We start from the raw sequence: 16828 nt of genomic DNA, 5'->3' as shown, positions 1-16828 counted from the left end.
GAACTAGATTGATAGCAATTAGTTCTAACAATAGCTTCAATAGTACCAAACATATGCCTTAAAACCTTATCCTCACTGCTACTAGTGATTTTATTAAGATAGCTAAGGATACTGTCTTTTATAGTTTTTGTACGTTCATCTGAAAAGTTTGCCGGATTAAATTTAGCATCAAACAAATCAACTAGCATTTTAGTATATAGAAAATGCTTTATTAAGGTCAGTTGAACATAACCCTTACCATAGATAAAGCCTGTTTGATGTAAATATCTAGTTAATGCTTTGACTAACTTAACTTGCCACCAATTAAATCCTGATAACACTATTAATTTACTTAAAGAATCATTATCTAAAAGTCCGAGAGATATTTTATCTAAAGCCTCTTCTACATTGGCTTTAAGCAAATCAATATTGCCTTCAATAGTTATTAATGGTTCGAGAGTGAACTCATATATCCAACTCTCTTTAATAGACTTCCCGCAAAACTCTACTTCTGCTGGTGATTTGTACGTCGAGTCGGTACTCGAATCCTCACGTACCTTTAAGTACGCTGCGGTTCTGCGTGCCAAGTCTCCTTCAAATCCCTCAGCATAAGCGACTTTTGCAGGAAGTCTAATATCTTCTGTTCCTTTTATAGCAAAGCTTTGTTCATCTATAGCCTTGAATCCCAAATTTTCTATAGATGGTAGTAGGTCGGAAAGAGCTAATTTGGGAGCAGGACTGTAAATTTTTAGCCGGAATTCACTATTATTTATAGTAATTAAATTAAATATAGGCTTGTGATAAATACTTGCCTCTTTTAGATACTCAATATCTATTAAAGTTGTTTGCCCATTAAATTTCTCTCTATAATCAATAGGAAAAATTGGATCAAAAAGTTTAAAATTTACTCCTCCCTGATATTCACCAAAATTTTTACATAATTTATGATAAAAATCTTCACTCCAACGAGTGGAAAGTTTATCTAATTCTTGCTCTATTATTTCAACTTCAAAATTAAGGCTATTTTTATTCTGCACCTCTAACGTAACAAATAAATATGAAAAATTTTCTGCCACTTCTGCCATATAATCTGATAATATTATCCCATTAAGTGTATCGGATAAATAACAATTTATGGCACTATGTACTTCTGGTGTTAAACGATCTCTTGATAAGAATATTATGATATTAATAAAAGAACCAGACCAATCTTGTTGAATAAATAATTTGAGTTTTCTACTCATCATACCTGAAAGTACATGTAAGCACATACAGTATAGATCACCTTCATCAATCTGTATCAAAGCTTCTTTCGGTAGAGATTGAACTATACTTTTAAGCTTTTTGGTATTATATCCATCAGTCGGAAAGGCAGATTTATCTAGAACGAATTGTAGCTTTTGTCTTAATATAGGAATATCAGTAATTAGCTGGTAATATATTGCAGAACTATATAAACCAAAAATTATGCTACCTGAAAGATACTTTTTATCCTGATCGATCTTCTTGATTAAAATATAATCTACTAAGTTATTTCTATGTACACTTGATAGGGTATTAATTTTACCTAAAATGACTAATTTATTGTTATGTAATGGGCTTGCTGAGCGTTCAATAATATCAATAACTTCATTTTTAGTATCTTGTCCTTGCCATATTTTCTGGACACCTTCCTCTGAGGAAAAATCTTTGGAAATTAGATCAAAGTTAATCATACCTAAAAAAGTAAAATTATCATCTTTTAGCCAATTTAAGAAATCTATAGACTCATTATAATCTAAATAGTTATTGTGTAATTGTTGATTATTTTGAATCTCATTTGAAATCGTTGTTACTCTGTTCAATAATTTAGACCACACATTATGAATAGTATCGACCTGATCTAAAGTTTTATTCAGAGAATTTTCTAAAGAATTGATATCGCTCTGATCAAAATTCCCTAAAATAGTTATATGTACTAAAGATTCGTCACTATCTTGCTTTACATCCAATATTTCTTGTAAATGACCATCATTGTTTCTTACGCAAGCTATAACAGGATGAAGTAAAAATTTAGCTTTCAAGTTGAGAGTTGTTAACAAACAAATAATCGAATCAACTATGAATGATTTATTTTCGTTCAATAACAAAATATTAATAGCAGGATTATTTTCAATTACCGTACTGACAATCTGCAATTTCCTTTTACTAGGTTGCTTTTCTTTAAAGAACTGAAAAGCACTATAAGCAAACTCGCCAAATAATTCTTGTCTATCTCTAAACCTATAATCTACAGGAATATAAACTAAAAATTTTTGTATAAATTTATTAAAAAGTGGCTCTCCATTTTTTACCTTACTTAATGATAAAATTTCTGATTTATAATTAGGCACTTGACAAGTAAGTCTACTTAAAGATAAAGACACTCTCTCTGCAGCCTTATTTATTGTAACTTTTTCTATTGTCATATTGTTACCAAACTTTATTATTGTTTCAAAGATTAAGCATTATATAGCTAACCCCATTAATATTACTCCGCCTATTAGCGAGACCACTGTGTGGTCGCATAGGCGTTAGTTTAAGAAAATAAAGTAGAAAAGTCGTCTATTAGCGAGCCACCGTAGGTGGCGTGGCAATCCATCTCTATCGCTTTTCTGGATTGCTTCGTCGACCTACGGTCTCCTCGCAATGACGTTTTTACCTTGTCATTCCCGCGTAGGCGGGAATCTAGACCCCTGCTTACGCAGGGATAACTTCCTACACTGGAATGACAATTTATAGATCGCCTCGTTCTCTTCACAATAACACCTGTATTCTCAAAAACTTATTTAGATTAGCATAATTCTTATCCCAGACTAAGCTATTTAATGTATTATAATTAAAATAAATTACTTAGCAAGAGGCTCGCACCATCATGGAAACTATTTTTGCTCAAAGCTCTAAACCAGGAAAAGCTGGTGTTGCAGTCTTTCGTATTTCTGGATCTAACAGCTTGGTTGCATTAAAACACCTAATTAAAAATGATAATGCCACGTTTATTCCTAGAGTCATGTACTGTAAAAAACTTATCAACCCTAAGAATCAAGAATTAATTGATGAAGCAGTTGTAGCATACTTCCAAGCTCCAGCTAGCTTTACTGGAGAAGATGTAGTAGAAATATATACTCATGGCAGTATAGCAATTGCTGCTATGCTAACTGAAACATTGTTAACCATCGAAGGTTTAAGAATGGCAGAGCCTGGGGAATTTACCCGTAGGGCTTTTTTAAATGGTAAATTTGATTTAACTGCGGCAGAAGGTATTGCCGATTTAATTGAAGCTGAAACTGTTTGGCAACATAGGCAGGCGGTTAAGCAAGTTGGAGGAGAACTCGAAACACTTTATAATGGGTGGAGACAAACTTTACTGACTATTATTGGTTTACTGGAAGCTTATATTGATTTCCCCGATGAAGATATTCCGCAAGAAATATTAAATAGGGTTATGACTCTTAGTGGTGAACTTAAATATGCTATAATAAAACATCTTGACGATAATAGACGGGGGGAATTACTTCGAACAGGCATTAAATTAACCATTTTAGGAGCTCCTAATGTTGGTAAATCTAGCTTACTTAATTTTTTGATGCAAAGAGATGTTGCCATTGTTTCAAATATTGAGGGAACAACTCGTGACATAATTGAGGGACATCTAGATATTGGAGGATATCCAATTATATTACAAGATACAGCTGGCATAAGGGATAGTAATGATTTAATAGAATTAGAAGGCATCAAACGGGCAATTGAATCAGCAAGAATGGCTGATATCAAAATAGTTATGCTTGATGCGGTAAAATTAAGCAACTCACCCTCATTGGATAATTTAATTGATGACAATACAATAATATTGATCAATAAAATTGATCTGCTAGATGATAAGTGTCAAATAGATATGTGTATCAATAAATTAAAGAAAAATTATTTAAAGATTTCTATAAAAGATAATATTGGGATGGATAGTCTGTTAAAGGAAATTGAAAATATTGCTCATAATATAGCTGGTTTAACCGAAACCCCGCATATTACTAGACAACGTCAACGAGCATTTATAGAAAAAGCCTTAGAATATTTAAAAAAATTCAATAATGAGAATTTTAATGGCGAAAATGACTTAGTGTTAGCTACAGAAGATGTTAGAATGGCTATTAGAAGTTTGAGTAATGTTACTGGTAAGATTAGCGTTGAAGAAGTGTTAGGAGAAATATTTAGTAATTTTTGTATAGGTAAATAATCGATGATTCAAAAAAAACAACAAGAAATATTAGAGTTGATAGATAAATGGCAAAAATATCTGAAATTACAAAGAAATTGTTCGGAACATACGATAATTTCTTATAAAAATGATTTAGAAAATTTTCTAAATTTCCTAAATCATTATAACTCGGAAATCATAACCATTAATTCTCTAAGGCAAGTTGATATAAGGCTAGTACGGAGCTGGCTTTCTAAAAGGCAGCAAGATAATTACCTAGCAGCTTCTAATTCTAGAGGCTTGTCGGCGATCAAGAATTTTTATAAATATCTAGAAAAGACCACTAATATTACTTGCCATGCCATTTTTTCCATCAAAAGTCCTAAGAAAGCTAAAATATTACCTAAATCTTTATCGCAGGATGACGCTCAATTATCTATTGAACATATTGATAATTTTACTGATTTAGAATGGGTAGAATGGAGAAATAAAGCCCTATTGGTGCTTATTTATGCTGCTGGGCTTAGAATATCTGAGGCATTATCGATAACTAAATCTCATCTACAAGACTTAGAGTTTATAAAAATAACAGGAAAGGGTAAAAAGGAGAGGATAATACCATGGACGCCAATAGCTAAAGATTTTATAGAACAATATTTAAATAAATTACCTTATAGTATCGGTGAAAAAGATCCAATATTTCTAGGTAAGTTGGGTAAAAAATTACAAGCTCCAGTGTTTAATCGTGAATTAATACGATTACGTCGCTTCTATGGTTTACCGGAACATTTATCAGCTCATTCCTTTAGGCATAGTTTTGCGACACACTTACTTGAAAATGGAGCAGAATTAAGGTCTATTCAGGAATTACTTGGGCATAAAAGCTTATCAACTACCCAGCGTTATACTAAGGTTAGTCTAAAACATTTGGAGAATATTTATAATAATGCCCACCCAATATCAAAATCTGATAGCAAAATATTATAATCTTCTTGCCATAATTTTTAGTTATACGTTATATTATCCATACTTTTAATATTGAGAAACCTATATGTCTAGAATTACCTTACTGGAAGGATATAAGCCTTCTAACGACGAAGAATATATGAACCCTAAACAGTTAGAATATTTTAGACAAAAACTTCTTGAGTGGAAACGTTCTTTGTTGGAAGAATCGCGAGAAACCTTAAACCATCTCAAGGAAGAAAATTGGAATGAACCAGATTTTAATGATCGGGCATCAATTGAAACGGATACGGCACTAGAGTTACGAACAAGAGACAGGTATCGTAAGCTTATTGATAAAATAGAAGAGGCTTTGGTAAGGATAGAAAAAAATGAATATGGCTATTGCGAAGAAACTGGAGAACCAATTGGTTTAAAACGTTTAGAAGCAAGACCCGTTGCAACTTTGTGTATTGAATCGCAAGAGCGACATGAAAGCTATGAAAAACAGCATATAGATTTATAGTGATTTTCTCTCCCATTATATGTTACTTTATTATTACATTGTCAGATAAATTTATAAGTTAAAGTACAAGACGTCTATTAGTAAGAAAACTTAAGCCAAGAAGCATTCATTCATGGTCATTTTTTGGATCGCCGCAAAGCGGCTCCTCGCAATGACAACAAGGATTAGCTATAAGAAGAAAATATAAAGAAATAAGGAATGGTTATATTTCTATTTTTAGTTGTGGTTTGTAAATCGTCGTGATATTATTTTACTGGATTTCTCTCGTATGTTACTTTATAAATTTAACTTGATTTTATTTAGCAGATTCTAAAAATGAATGTTATAGACAAAGAAAAAGCACTACTTGCTGCACTTAGCCAAATTGAAAAAAGTTATGGCAAAGGTTCGGTTATGAAACTTGGGCAACGTCGAGCTGTAGACGTTGAGGCAATACCAACAGGATCGCTAGGACTTGACCTAGCACTTGGTATAGGCGGTCTCCCTAAGGGAAGGATTATTGAAATTTTTGGACCAGAGAGTTCGGGAAAAACTACCTTAACTTTACATGTAATTGCTGAAGCACAGAAGAAAGGTGGCACTTGTGCTTTTATTGACGCAGAACATGCTTTAGACCCAGCATATGCCAAAAAATTAGGAGTAAATATTGACGAGCTTATTATTTCTCAACCAGATACTGGTGAACAGGCTCTTGAAATAACTGATACTCTAGTACGCTCTGGAGCTATTGATATGGTCGTTGTTGATAGTGTTGCTGCCCTTGTGCCTAAAGCAGAAATTGAAGGAGAAATGGGTGACTCCCATATGGGGTTACAAGCTAGATTAATGAGCCAAGCACTTAGGAAACTCACCGCATCAATTTCCAGAACTAATTGTGTAATTATTTTCATTAATCAAATTAGAATGAAAATAGGCGTCATGTTTGGCAGTCCAGAAACTACCACAGGTGGCAATGCTTTAAAATTTTATGCCTCAGTAAGGCTAGATATCAGAAGAATCTCATCAATCAAGGATAAAGATGAAGTAGTAGGTAGTCAAACTAAGGTCAAGGTTGTTAAGAATAAAGTCTCACCACCATTCAAAACTGCAGAATTTGATATAATGTATGGTAGTGGTATTTCTAAAGAAAGCGAGATAATAGACCTTGGTGTTAAATTGGAAATAATAGAAAAGTCTGGTTCTTGGTTTTCCTATAAAGACATTCGTATAGGACAAGGTAGAGAAAATGTTAAACATTACCTGAAAGAACACCTTGCTATCTGCTGTGAAATAGAACAGCTAATTCGTCAAAAATCTTCTCATAATATTAGCTTTGATAGTGAAACAGTAATTATGGAAGAGGATGAATAACAAATATCTGCTAAGTGCTATTCTGGTTAACTAATATACTTAAATAACTACAAATTGGAGCTAAAATGATAAACTTAACTGATAAAAAATCTCTAATTACTGGAGCATCTGGAGCAATTGGTGGTAGCATTGCTAAGCTATTACACTCTCTTGGTAGCCATGTAATAATTAGTGGTAGTAACCAAGAAAAACTACAAGAATTGGGTAATAACTTAAAAAATAATTATACGATAGCACCATGCAATTTAGCCAATAGCGAGGAATGTAATAACTTGGTAGCTAATCTTGAACAAATAGATATTTTAGTTTGTAATGCTGGAATCACTAACGATATGCTAGCAATAAGAATGTCCGATGAGATATTTGAGCAAGTTATAAATATAAACTTAAAAGCTAGTTTTATTCTAAATCGTGAAGCGATAAAAAAAATGATGAAAACTCGTTATGGGAGAATAATTAATATAGCCTCTGTGGTTGCAGTTTCTGGTAATCCAGGGCAAGCAAATTATTGTGCTTCCAAAGCTGGGATGATAGGTATGACAAAGTCTCTAGCCCTTGAGGTGGCAAGTAGAGGGATCACAGTTAATGCAGTTGCTCCTGGTTTTATTAAATCAAATATGACCGATAAATTAAATGAAACTCAAAAAGAAGCGATAATGCAAAAAATTCCTCTAAAAACTTTGGGAAACCCTGAAGATGTTGCAAATGTAGTAGCTTTTTTAGCAAGTGACAAAGCTTCTTATATCACTGGTCAAACTATCCATGTTAATGGTGGATTGGTGCTGGTATAGTCAATTAACCTGAATTAGTGCCGAAAAACATCCATCGTGCTGTCTATTAGTGAGGAGGCTTAAGCACTGACGTATCAATCCATTTTAATCGTTTTTTTGGATTGCATCAATGCCACCAAAAATGGTTCCTCGCTAATAGAGGGTCTAGGTTTTTGTGTACTCTTTACTAAAAACGTCTACGAATTTGGCGTATGTTATGTAGAGTTAGCTATAGATGAGCGATAGAGTCCTAATTTATTCATAGAGATTAAAACTAGCCAATTCTGCCCCTAATATTGCAGCTTGCTCATTATGCACTCCTCTAATAGTTTTACACCTGTCTCATCATACCACTCCTTATACTCATCTAATAATTTGCTACAGTTATTTAGGTCTTCATTATCACCATGCTGGGTTATTATTAACTGTAACAAACCTTTAGCAGTAAAACCTTGCATAGTCAAAGTTGGATCATAAGGAGGTTTGTTGTTGTGATTTAACAAAAGTTCTAATGTTGGTAATTTTGCTTTAGCAGAATTAATCTTACTTGCATTGAAAAACAAAGCATGTGCTGCAGTTTCACCATTAAGAGCTTGTGTATTTACATTTGCTTTATTAAGCTCTAACAGTTTTTTTACTATTGAAAGAACGTTATAATCAGAATACCAATTTAGCGTAGAACGTCCGCTAACATCACCCTGATTTATATCAGCCCCAAGGTTTTGTAACTTTTGTAAAAGAGCAGGACCTTTCTCACCTAACTCACATAGCCAGTGTACAGCTGTAAAGCCAGTATCAGCATCTTTAGCAGTATGATCAAACTTTTCGCTGTGTATTATTTTGTCTATTAGATTTTCTACTATAGGGATACAGCCTTTAATGTCTGCCCCATATTTTAGCTGTTCCTTAGTATCAGTAGACTTTATATAGATTTTTAATCGCCATATATACTCACATAGCATTGATAGCAAATATTTTCCATGGTATGGTATATTAGGACTAGCACCATCCTCTAACAACTCATGAGTTAGAGGTATATTTGCTAGCTTTAGATACACCTGCGGGTTATTACCTCGTGCCGATAAATCGTCTACTGATGTAGCGTAAAATAAAGCAGTCCTTTCTTGACAATCCGGTAAGTCTACTGTTACCCCTACATCGTTAATTAAATATTTAATAATTTCTTTTTCTACCTTATTTTGCACAGCCATATGTAGAGCTGTACGACCACTTTTATCCTGCTGATTAACGTTGTAATTAGCACATTGCTTTATAAGCTCGTAAGATTTTTTAATCAAATCAAGGTTTCCTGTCGACACAGCCCACATAAATTCTGTGCAACCCTGTGAATCTACAGGGTTGGTATATTTATTTGACTTTGAGAAAATATTAAACATTTGATCAAACGCATCTAATATTTCTCTATGCTTACCTGGACAGTATTTATACAATACACATAGTGCAGAGAAAGGCGTAAGATGTGTATAGTCCATTTTTTCTATTCCAGGAATATTCAACTCAGTAGTAGTTTGTACTGTTAAATCAATGTCATTGTTAGACAATAAATGTTTTATCGCTGGTAGATTAACTGATTGTATCGCAGCAAATATTGCTTTTTGGGTAACTGAGTTGTAAGTGCTTTTTGACATATTTGATATTCTTTAGTTAATAATTGTGGTTTTGTTGAAGAATAAAAATTATTTTGAAAATTAATCTAGGACGTGTCATCAATTAAGTAATATTACAGAAGAAGCCAAATAAATTGCTCCCAGAAAATTCTGAGCTAGTTTATCATAACGCGTAGCAATGCCTCGAGATTGTTTAAGTTTTGCAAAGAAATTTTCAATTAAATGACGATACTTATAAAGCTCTACATCATATTCTACAGGAAATTTACGATTCTTCTTGGATGGAATTACAGGAGTGCAATTCTTATCTTTTATCTTATTCCTCATTCTTGCCTTAGCATCATAAGCCTTATCTGCAATTACGGTATCCGCTTTTGTCAAAGTTTCCATTAAAGCATCAGAACCTTGTAAATCATGCGACTGACCAGGGGTTAAATAAAAAGCTGTCGGATTTCCTAAAGCATCAACAGTTGCATGAATTTTAGTTGATAAACCACCTTTACTACGACCTATTGCTTGGTCATCTACTATGACTTTTTTTTAGCTCCGGCACTATGTTGATGTACTCTAACAATCGTTGAATCAATCATACTATATTCATTATCTGCATCTTGTGCAAGTAGTTCAAAAACCTTCTTCCATACATCTTTTTGGCTCCAACGTGTATGTCTTGTATGAATTACTCTAAAATCTCCAAATCTTTCTGGTAAGTCTCTCCACGGTATACCAGCACGATATCTATATAATACAGCTTCTACGAATAATCTATTATCTTTGGCACTTGCTCCTACGTCTCCTTCTTTTCCAGGTAAAATATCCTTTATCCTTTCCCATTGATCATCTCTTAAAGCATATCTGCGCATTGGTCACCTTCTTATTTTTTTACCAATATCTAATTTGCCTCATCCTAATATTTATGTCAACTTAATTGATGACACGCCCTAATTAAAGTATACTCTATTTTTTGAAAAAAAGCTATGGTAAAAATTTTGTACATTCTTCTTCCGATAGTACCATACAATTTTTATTCTATAAGTATTACAACAGCAATAAAAACGTCATTGCGAGAAGGCGTAAGCCAAGAAGCAATATTGCAGGGCGAGAATTTCTGTTTGGAACGATTGTAATATACATGAAAGAGATTATATCTCTGGAATCTGATAATATCAAACAAAAAATATCATTTACATGACTACAAATCCTATAACAAAATCCCTACAAACCTCTTTACATTAACATTCTTAGCACTTTTCTATCTCGAAGATAAGACGCGAAAATAACAATAGTTTACGTATAGCTAAGGGATATAACGGGAGAATAGCAATAGGATAAGAACCTACAGAAATGATACTGCTTTTTTGCAGTACTCCAAAGAGAGAGCTGGTATAGAAAATATCCTATACCAGCCTGTAGAATAAAGAAATTATTTCTTTTCTTCTTTCTTGTCGTCTTTCTTCTTCATGTTTGGATCTTGTGCATCCGTAGTTTCTTCTTGATGATCCGTAGTAGTTGAATCTTTTTTCTCAGAAGTTGCTCCAGCAAAAGCAGAAATAGAGAAAGCTAAAGTTAGAATAATAGTTAATAAATTTTTCATAATAAACCTCATTTTTTGTATTGGTGATTCTAGCTTAAACTGTGTAATATTCAAGTCAAATAATTGATAAAATTACCTTCCAATATAAAAATAAATTATTAATATGATAACTATGTGTCATTTTAGTTAAAATATCTATTATTATAATGATTCTTTACAAATTTATTGATTGTTCTTGGCAGATTATTTTATAGATTTCACTTTTTTCTAACAATTTAACATGAGTATCCCGAGCAATTAACGTTCCATGATCAATTAGCAAAATTTCATCAGCCTGTTCTATACTTGAAATACGATGAGCAATCGATAATATAGTTTTGCCTTTCATTATTTGTTGCAATTTACTCAGTAATTTTTGTTCATTCTCGCTATCTAAGGCACTCATTGCTTCATCTAAAAGTAAAATTTCTGGGTTATATAGAATTGCCCTACTGATAGCTATTCGTTGTTTTTGTCCTCCAGATAATCTAATACCCTTCTCACCAATTTCAGTATCTAATCCTTCTTTAAGATTCTGGACAAAATCCATTATACCGGTGTTATTAGCTGCTTCTATTATTTCTTCCATACTTGCATCAGGTTTAGCAAAAGCAATATTTGACCTAATTGTACCAGAAAAAATACTTGAGTCTTGTGGAACATAGGCAATCTTGCGTCTTATCTGATGATCTTGAGTTTTGGATATATCTTGACCAGCAATTCTAATTGTTCCTTTCTCAGGAAAATAAAATTTTAACATTAATTGCATAATAGTACTTTTACCAGCACCCGATCTGCCAACTATACCAATAAACTTACCTTTATCTATCTTAAATGACAGATCATCTATAACTAAATTGTCTAATCTTGATGGATAGACAAAACTTACATTGTCAAACTCTATACTCAAAGAAGATTTATTATCTTGATAATCACCCATTGGAACATTAGTTAGTTGATTTTTGCAAGTATAATCTATAAGAACAAAAACTCTTTCCGAGGCTACAAGAGATGAGTGGACTTCAGTTAAAAGCTCAAAAATACCCCCACTACTTACACCAGCGATGATAGCGTAATAAATAAATGATATCATCTGACCTGATGATAAATGACCCTGTACTATATCTCTGCTACCTACCCATATAACTATAGTGATGGAGAATAGTATAACTGAAATAGCCAAAGCAAAAAATACTGAACGGACTTTTAAACGACTTGCCGCATGTTGTAAATAATCAGAAATTTGCTTATTGAAAGCCGCTACTTTATTTTCCTGCTGATTAAAAGCTTGTATTGCACAAATATTTGATACGCTCTCTTCTAAATTAGCGGTAATATTGGCTTGTGATTGGAGAACATTTTTTGATAAATTTCGTACATATTTGCCAAATTTTATTAGTGGTAGCAATAATAATGGTATAATAATAATGACAATCGCAGCGAGTTTAGGACTCTGGCAGAACATTAAGATAATTCCACCAATTAGCATTATTGAGTTACGAACAAAAAAAGAGAGAAAATTGACAATCAACTTATAAATAAGTTCTATATCCACACTCAGGCGGGAAATGATATCACCAATTTTGAGATCCTCAAAACAAACAATATCGAAATTAATTATGTTACTGTAAGCCTCTTGCCTAATTTGACTAACGATTTTTTCAGCAATATTATTAATGAAATAAGAACGGAAAAAACTACCCGTACTAAAAATTAATATTAAAATACTAATATATAATATTGATTGGTTGATTGATTGTAGATAATTTCCTTTCAAACCGCTATCGATTAACTGCCTAAAAGCTCCACCTATTGCTAGCAAAGAAATTGACACACATAATAATGCCAACATGACAATTGCAAGATCTAATTTATAGAACTTTAAATAGTTGATAAATCTACAAGGAATTGTCTTATGCATTACAAAAATAATTTTGTTACTTGCTGTGGTGCCGGATGTCGGATTTGAACTGACGACCTACCGCTTACAAGGCGGTTGCTCTACCACTGAGCTAATCCGGCAGATAAGAAAAAGCTCGTGTGACCTTTAATGTCATTGCGAGGAGATACTTTGCAACACATCGCCATTGCGAGGAGGTGTAAACCTCAATCCATTTCTAATCACTTTTATAGATTGCCACGTCGCCGCTTTGCAGCTCTTCGCAATGACGTTTTTTAGACTTATAATTAATTCTTCAGCTTACGCCATGTTATTTAAGCTTTTTTGGACTCTTTCTTAGGAGGTTTTATTTTACGATTCTTAATTTTTATTTCCATTTTCTTTTTGATCGATGCTGGAAGTGCTATACCAGCTTCTTCAATAAACTTTGCCACACGCTCTGTAGGTTGAGCACCAGTACTTAACCAATATTCTATACGATCAGATTTTAGAATTACACGATTTGCATCACCCTTGACAAGCATAGGATTATAAGTACCTACCTTCTCCAAAAAATCACCATCTCTAGGAGCTGTTGCATTTGCTACAACCACTCTATAATGGGGACGTTTTTTTGCCCCACCTCTTGCCAAACGAATTTTTGTTGCCATATATTCCTACTATTTCACTACTTAATCTTTTCTTCTTTAAAAGGAACGTGTTTCCTAACTACCGGATCATATTTTTTAAATGCTAACTTCTCAGTTTGGGTTTTAGGATTGCGCTTCTTTACCAAAAAATACCCTGTACCAGCTGTACTAACAAGTCTTACCAAAACATTTTTATTTTTTTTAGCCACAACTATCAAACCTTTTTGTATTATCTTTTTGTAGTTTTTACAAAATTTTCTGTAGTTTTTACAAATTTTTTGTAGTATTCACAAATATTTCTGTAGTATTTATAGATATTTCTGTAGTTTTTACAAATATTTTTGTAGTTTTTACAAATTTTCAGTCATAATAAAAGTAAGCTAACAAATAGTCAAGAGTAAAATACGACTTTTAAACTCACCTTACACATACCATTTAAAAATCATAGGGAAAATATAACCTAGCGTCGTTGTGAGGAACTACTTTGCAACACATAGTCATTGCGAGAAGCTACTTTAGTAGCGACGAAGCAATCTAATGAATGTGGATTGCTTCGTCCACGTAGTGGTCTCGCTAATAGCGTTTTGTACTTTTCCAGAATTTTTAAATTGTCATGTGGTTTATGCGTAAGGTGAGGTCTTAACCGTCTATTGGCAAGGAGGCATAAGCCGACGAAGCAATTTTTAATCATTTTTTGGATTGCTTCGTCGTGTTTACCCACTCCTCGCAATAACGTTGGGACTAAATACTAATCGGATTTATAACGTTGCCAATTCAAGTTAATTCACTATAATGTACTAAGTTAGGGATAAAAAAATAAGCAATATCGCAAAAATAATGAAAACAGCTATTAGTGGATCAAAAAAATCTGTTATATTTAAGATATATCTAAAACATATTCGGGTTAGCTATACAACTAACAACTAATTTTTTATAGGATTATATAATGAGTTATTTAAAATCTTTTCTGCACCTAATATTATTAGTATTTGTAATAAACCCTACCGCTCAAGCTAGGTGGAGTAGCTATGAAGATGCCCCTGTTGAGATTAAACTTTATAGCCACAATATTAATGTCAATCAAGATGGCACTTTTGAATCAATAACAGAAATGCATGCAAAAATACTAAAAGAATCAGGGCGTGATGCTTTTTCCCAACATCGTTTAACTTATAATGAAAATAGTTCTGCAATTTCTATATTAGAAGCTAAAACTATTTATAATGGACAAGAATATATAGTCACTAAAGATATGATTGAGGATAAACCACTAGCCTTTTTTGGTAAAGGTTTTGATCAATTAAGACAAATAACCATATCATTTCCTAAAGCAGAACTTGGAGCAGAAATATATTTAAAATATAAGCATGTTGAAACAAAAGTTCCTGTAGATAATTTTTATAGTACTAATTTATTTTACGGTGGGGACTGTTATTGGCAGGCAAGTCATACTAAGATTAATTCTAAATTACCTTTGAATATTAAAGTAAATGATCCAAAAGGCGTATTAAAAATTATTAAAGATGCTGAAAGTGATTTTCATTCGGCAGAAATTATCTTAGAAAAGCCTGTTTACGATTTTATAACAAATGAACCAAGTCATGCTATATTAAATATTAAGCATACTACTTGGGTATCCTTGTCAAGTTTAACCAAATGGCAAGACTTGGCTAAACAACTTGCTCCTGGGTATTCTAGTGTAATTAACCAACCACTTCCTGCAATTTTCATGAATATAGCCGAATCTGCTGCAGACAAGAATACCGACGAAGAAAAAATTAATTTTGTCACTTCTGCATTAAATGAAAAAATCCAATATATGGGTGATTGGCGAACAGTATCAGGTCGTTACTTTCCTAGAGATTTAGAAAAAGTAGCCAGTTCGCAAATTGGTGATTGTAAAGATTTTTCTGCAAGTACTGCTGCTATCTTGCAAAAACTTGATTATAAAGTTCAACCTATTTTTGTAATGCGAGGTATTACTAATTTTTCTAATCCAGATGCCTTACCTAACATGGGAAATTTTAATCATGCGATGCTTAAAGTAACTAATAAAAATGGCAAAGTATATTGGATTGATCCAACAAATCTTGTTAGTATGGCACAAGGAATTTTTCCAGATATTGCTGATAAGATAGCATTGACCTTGGATGTTCAAGAAGCTGGTTATACCAAAATTGCCAATATACAGCCTGAAACTTCACAAACTATATCACGCGAGGAATTAGTTATAAAAAATAATATTGTAGAACTGTCTGGTCAGTTTGATATGAAGGGAGAAGTGGCATCAAGCATGAGTGGTTGGGGATTATATTATTCAACTGAACAGTTAAAGGATTTTACTTTCCGTAGGTTGAGTGGAGAATATCTTAATGAAGAAGACAAAAAATTCTTAGAATTACCTGATCTTACTTCTCGTATTGTTAAAGATATTACAATCAAATATGCATTACAGCAAAGAAATAGAATTTCTAAAACAAATATGGGGGTTGCTTTAACTTTAAAGTCTAATAGATCAGATGATATCACCCATACAGCTTCTGACCAGATATCAGACATCTTTATAGGTATGCCTGAAACTAACAAGAAATATATGATTATCAAAAATATTATAGTTAAAGATTGTAAAAAATTAAACTTTGAGATTGATACTCCCTGGATATATGTGAATAGATCATGTAAATATCAGGATAAAGATACTGTATTCACAGATATAATAACCATAAAAAAGAGCTTGATTACCCAGGAAGAATTAAAAACTTCTCAGTATAAAAATCTTAAAACTAAGTTAGAAAATGAATTTGCTCGAGTTGCGATAATATTATGTGAGTAACTAGGCTCTGTGAACAAAATTTAAAGTACAAAACGTCATTGCGAGCTGATGTATATCCCCACGAAATTGTTGCAAAATAGCAAGAATTGATAGAATATCATCATTATTTAATGATGATGGAAATAGTAGGTTATGGATGTAAAAACAGTATTAAATGAAGTAATAATAGATGGGGAGTTTTAATGTTACTATCTGCCATTGTTATTATAACATATTGGGTTATAGGTGTGGTAGGCTATAGCCAAGGTATGCAAAGAATTTTCCAACCTAACACAGTAAAAGACAAAAAGATTTATTTGTATTTTACCCTTGGGAAATTTATTATTGAATTTAATTATTTGCATGCCATAAAACCATTGGTAGAACCCCTAGCATCTATTATAAAGACGGAGCTTTGTCGTGCTTAATTTCGTGGGGATATATCAGATTGCGAGGAGACCGTAAGGTCGACAAAGTATTCCATTTTTGGTTACTTCATGGAT

General features: G+C 32.7%; 13 protein-coding genes, 1 tRNA gene and 2 pseudogenes. 7 read left to right on the top strand and 9 right to left on the bottom strand.

Features of this window, described 5'->3' with window-relative positions; translation table 11 throughout:
- Positions 1-2 precede the first annotated feature (2 nt).
- Both ACFELW_RS00855 and ACFELW_RS00850 read right to left on the bottom strand, forming a co-directional pair.
- A pseudogene (locus ACFELW_RS00855) lies at positions 3-1574 on the bottom strand (palindromic element RPE1 domain-containing protein); the annotation flags it as partial.
- A 312-nt stretch (positions 1575-1886) separates the two neighbouring features.
- A pseudogene (locus tag ACFELW_RS00850) lies at positions 1887-2426 on the bottom strand (glutamate dehydrogenase); the annotation flags it as partial.
- Positions 2427-2872: 446 nt separating this feature from the next.
- Here ACFELW_RS00850 and mnmE point away from each other — a divergent pair.
- The 5 genes from mnmE (at position 2873) to fabG (ending at position 7804) form a co-directional block, all read left to right on the top strand.
- Positions 2873-4231 (top strand): tRNA uridine-5-carboxymethylaminomethyl(34) synthesis GTPase MnmE, encoded by a 1359-nt coding sequence (mnmE, locus tag ACFELW_RS00845; RefSeq protein ID WP_375330149.1) that lies wholly within the window; start codon positions 2873-2875, stop codon positions 4229-4231.
- A 3-nt stretch (positions 4232-4234) separates the two neighbouring features.
- Positions 4235-5179: a tyrosine recombinase XerC gene (locus ACFELW_RS00840; protein ID WP_094649387.1), complete on the top strand. Its 945-nt coding sequence runs from the start codon at positions 4235-4237 to the stop codon at positions 5177-5179.
- Positions 5180-5243: 64 nt separating this feature from the next.
- A complete protein-coding gene (gene dksA, locus ACFELW_RS00835; RefSeq protein ID WP_094649386.1) occupies positions 5244-5663 on the top strand; it encodes an RNA polymerase-binding protein DksA in 420 nt (139 codons plus the stop codon).
- A gap of 315 nt (positions 5664-5978) precedes the next feature.
- Positions 5979-7013, top strand: a complete 1035-nt coding sequence (gene recA, locus ACFELW_RS00830; RefSeq protein ID WP_375330148.1) for a recombinase RecA — start codon at positions 5979-5981, stop codon at positions 7011-7013.
- A gap of 65 nt (positions 7014-7078) precedes the next feature.
- Entirely contained in the window at positions 7079-7804 is a 726-nt protein-coding gene (gene fabG / locus ACFELW_RS00825) for a 3-oxoacyl-ACP reductase FabG (protein ID WP_094648950.1), read from the top strand.
- Between the two features lie 269 nt (positions 7805-8073).
- Here fabG and ACFELW_RS00820 read toward each other — a convergent pair whose 3' ends face one another.
- The 7 genes from ACFELW_RS00820 to rpmG form a co-directional block, all read right to left on the bottom strand.
- Positions 8074-9432 carry an ankyrin repeat domain-containing protein gene (locus ACFELW_RS00820; RefSeq protein WP_375330147.1) on the bottom strand — a complete coding sequence of 453 codons (1359 nt, stop codon included), beginning with the start codon at positions 9430-9432 and terminating at the stop codon, positions 8074-8076.
- A 78-nt stretch (positions 9433-9510) separates the two neighbouring features.
- Positions 9511-10274 (bottom strand): IS5 family transposase gene (locus tag ACFELW_RS00815; protein ID WP_375329689.1). Its coding sequence is split into 2 segments (ribosomal slippage): positions 9511-9939 and positions 9942-10274, totalling 762 coding nucleotides; the frame shifts between segments, so codons are not numbered across the junction.
- Positions 10275-10834: 560 nt separating this feature from the next.
- The gene (locus tag ACFELW_RS00810; protein WP_375330146.1) at positions 10835-11005 is read right to left on the bottom strand and encodes a hypothetical protein; all 171 of its coding nucleotides are present in this window, start codon (positions 11003-11005) and stop codon (positions 10835-10837) included.
- 154 nt (positions 11006-11159) lie between these two features.
- A complete protein-coding gene (locus ACFELW_RS00805) occupies positions 11160-12905 on the bottom strand; it encodes an ABC transporter ATP-binding protein (protein ID WP_375330145.1) in 1746 nt (581 codons plus the stop codon).
- Between the two features lie 26 nt (positions 12906-12931).
- Positions 12932-13006, bottom strand: a tRNA-Thr gene (locus tag ACFELW_RS00800).
- A gap of 192 nt (positions 13007-13198) precedes the next feature.
- On the bottom strand, positions 13199-13534 hold the full coding sequence (rpsP, locus tag ACFELW_RS00795; RefSeq protein WP_341759631.1) for a 30S ribosomal protein S16: 336 nt from the start codon (positions 13532-13534) through the stop codon (positions 13199-13201).
- A 17-nt stretch (positions 13535-13551) separates the two neighbouring features.
- Positions 13552-13722: a 50S ribosomal protein L33 gene (rpmG, locus tag ACFELW_RS00790; RefSeq protein WP_094649033.1), complete on the bottom strand. Its 171-nt coding sequence runs from the start codon at positions 13720-13722 to the stop codon at positions 13552-13554.
- Between the two features lie 737 nt (positions 13723-14459).
- On the opposite strand from rpmG, the gene ACFELW_RS00785 reads away from it, so the two are divergent.
- Positions 14460-16346, top strand: coding sequence for a DUF3857 domain-containing protein (locus tag ACFELW_RS00785; protein WP_375330144.1), 1887 nt, complete (start codon positions 14460-14462; stop codon positions 16344-16346).
- A gap of 182 nt (positions 16347-16528) precedes the next feature.
- On the top strand, positions 16529-16753 hold the full coding sequence (locus ACFELW_RS00780; RefSeq protein WP_341759629.1) for a hypothetical protein: 225 nt from the start codon (positions 16529-16531) through the stop codon (positions 16751-16753).
- The last annotated feature ends 75 nt before the right edge of the window (positions 16754-16828 follow it).

The organism is Candidatus Tisiphia endosymbiont of Nemotelus uliginosus, from assembly GCF_964264755.1.
Lineage (GTDB): Bacteria > Pseudomonadota > Alphaproteobacteria > Rickettsiales > Rickettsiaceae > Tisiphia.
The sequence above is the reverse complement of the archived record's forward strand: the minus strand, read 5'-3'. Positions and strand labels throughout refer to the sequence as shown.

What these genes read in the sequence shown, in the direction of transcription:
- mnmE (WP_375330149.1), top strand. Translation starts at nt 2,873, where the DNA reads ATGGAAACTATTTTTGCTCAAAGCTCTAAACCAGGAAAAGCTGGTGTT.
- ACFELW_RS00840 (WP_094649387.1), top strand. Translation starts at nt 4,235, where the DNA reads ATGATTCAAAAAAAACAACAAGAAATATTAGAGTTGATAGATAAATGG.
- dksA (WP_094649386.1), top strand. Translation starts at nt 5,244, where the DNA reads ATGTCTAGAATTACCTTACTGGAAGGATATAAGCCTTCTAACGACGAA.
- recA (WP_375330148.1), top strand. Translation starts at nt 5,979, where the DNA reads ATGAATGTTATAGACAAAGAAAAAGCACTACTTGCTGCACTTAGCCAA.
- fabG (WP_094648950.1), top strand. Translation starts at nt 7,079, where the DNA reads ATGATAAACTTAACTGATAAAAAATCTCTAATTACTGGAGCATCTGGA.
- ACFELW_RS00820 (WP_375330147.1), bottom strand. Translation starts at nt 9,432, where the DNA reads ATGTCAAAAAGCACTTACAACTCAGTTACCCAAAAAGCAATATTTGCT.
- ACFELW_RS00810 (WP_375330146.1), bottom strand. Translation starts at nt 11,005, where the DNA reads ATGAAAAATTTATTAACTATTATTCTAACTTTAGCTTTCTCTATTTCT.
- ACFELW_RS00805 (WP_375330145.1), bottom strand. Translation starts at nt 12,905, where the DNA reads ATGCATAAGACAATTCCTTGTAGATTTATCAACTATTTAAAGTTCTAT.
- rpsP (WP_341759631.1), bottom strand. Translation starts at nt 13,534, where the DNA reads ATGGCAACAAAAATTCGTTTGGCAAGAGGTGGGGCAAAAAAACGTCCC.
- ACFELW_RS00785 (WP_375330144.1), top strand. Translation starts at nt 14,460, where the DNA reads ATGAGTTATTTAAAATCTTTTCTGCACCTAATATTATTAGTATTTGTA.
- ACFELW_RS00780 (WP_341759629.1), top strand. Translation starts at nt 16,529, where the DNA reads ATGTTACTATCTGCCATTGTTATTATAACATATTGGGTTATAGGTGTG.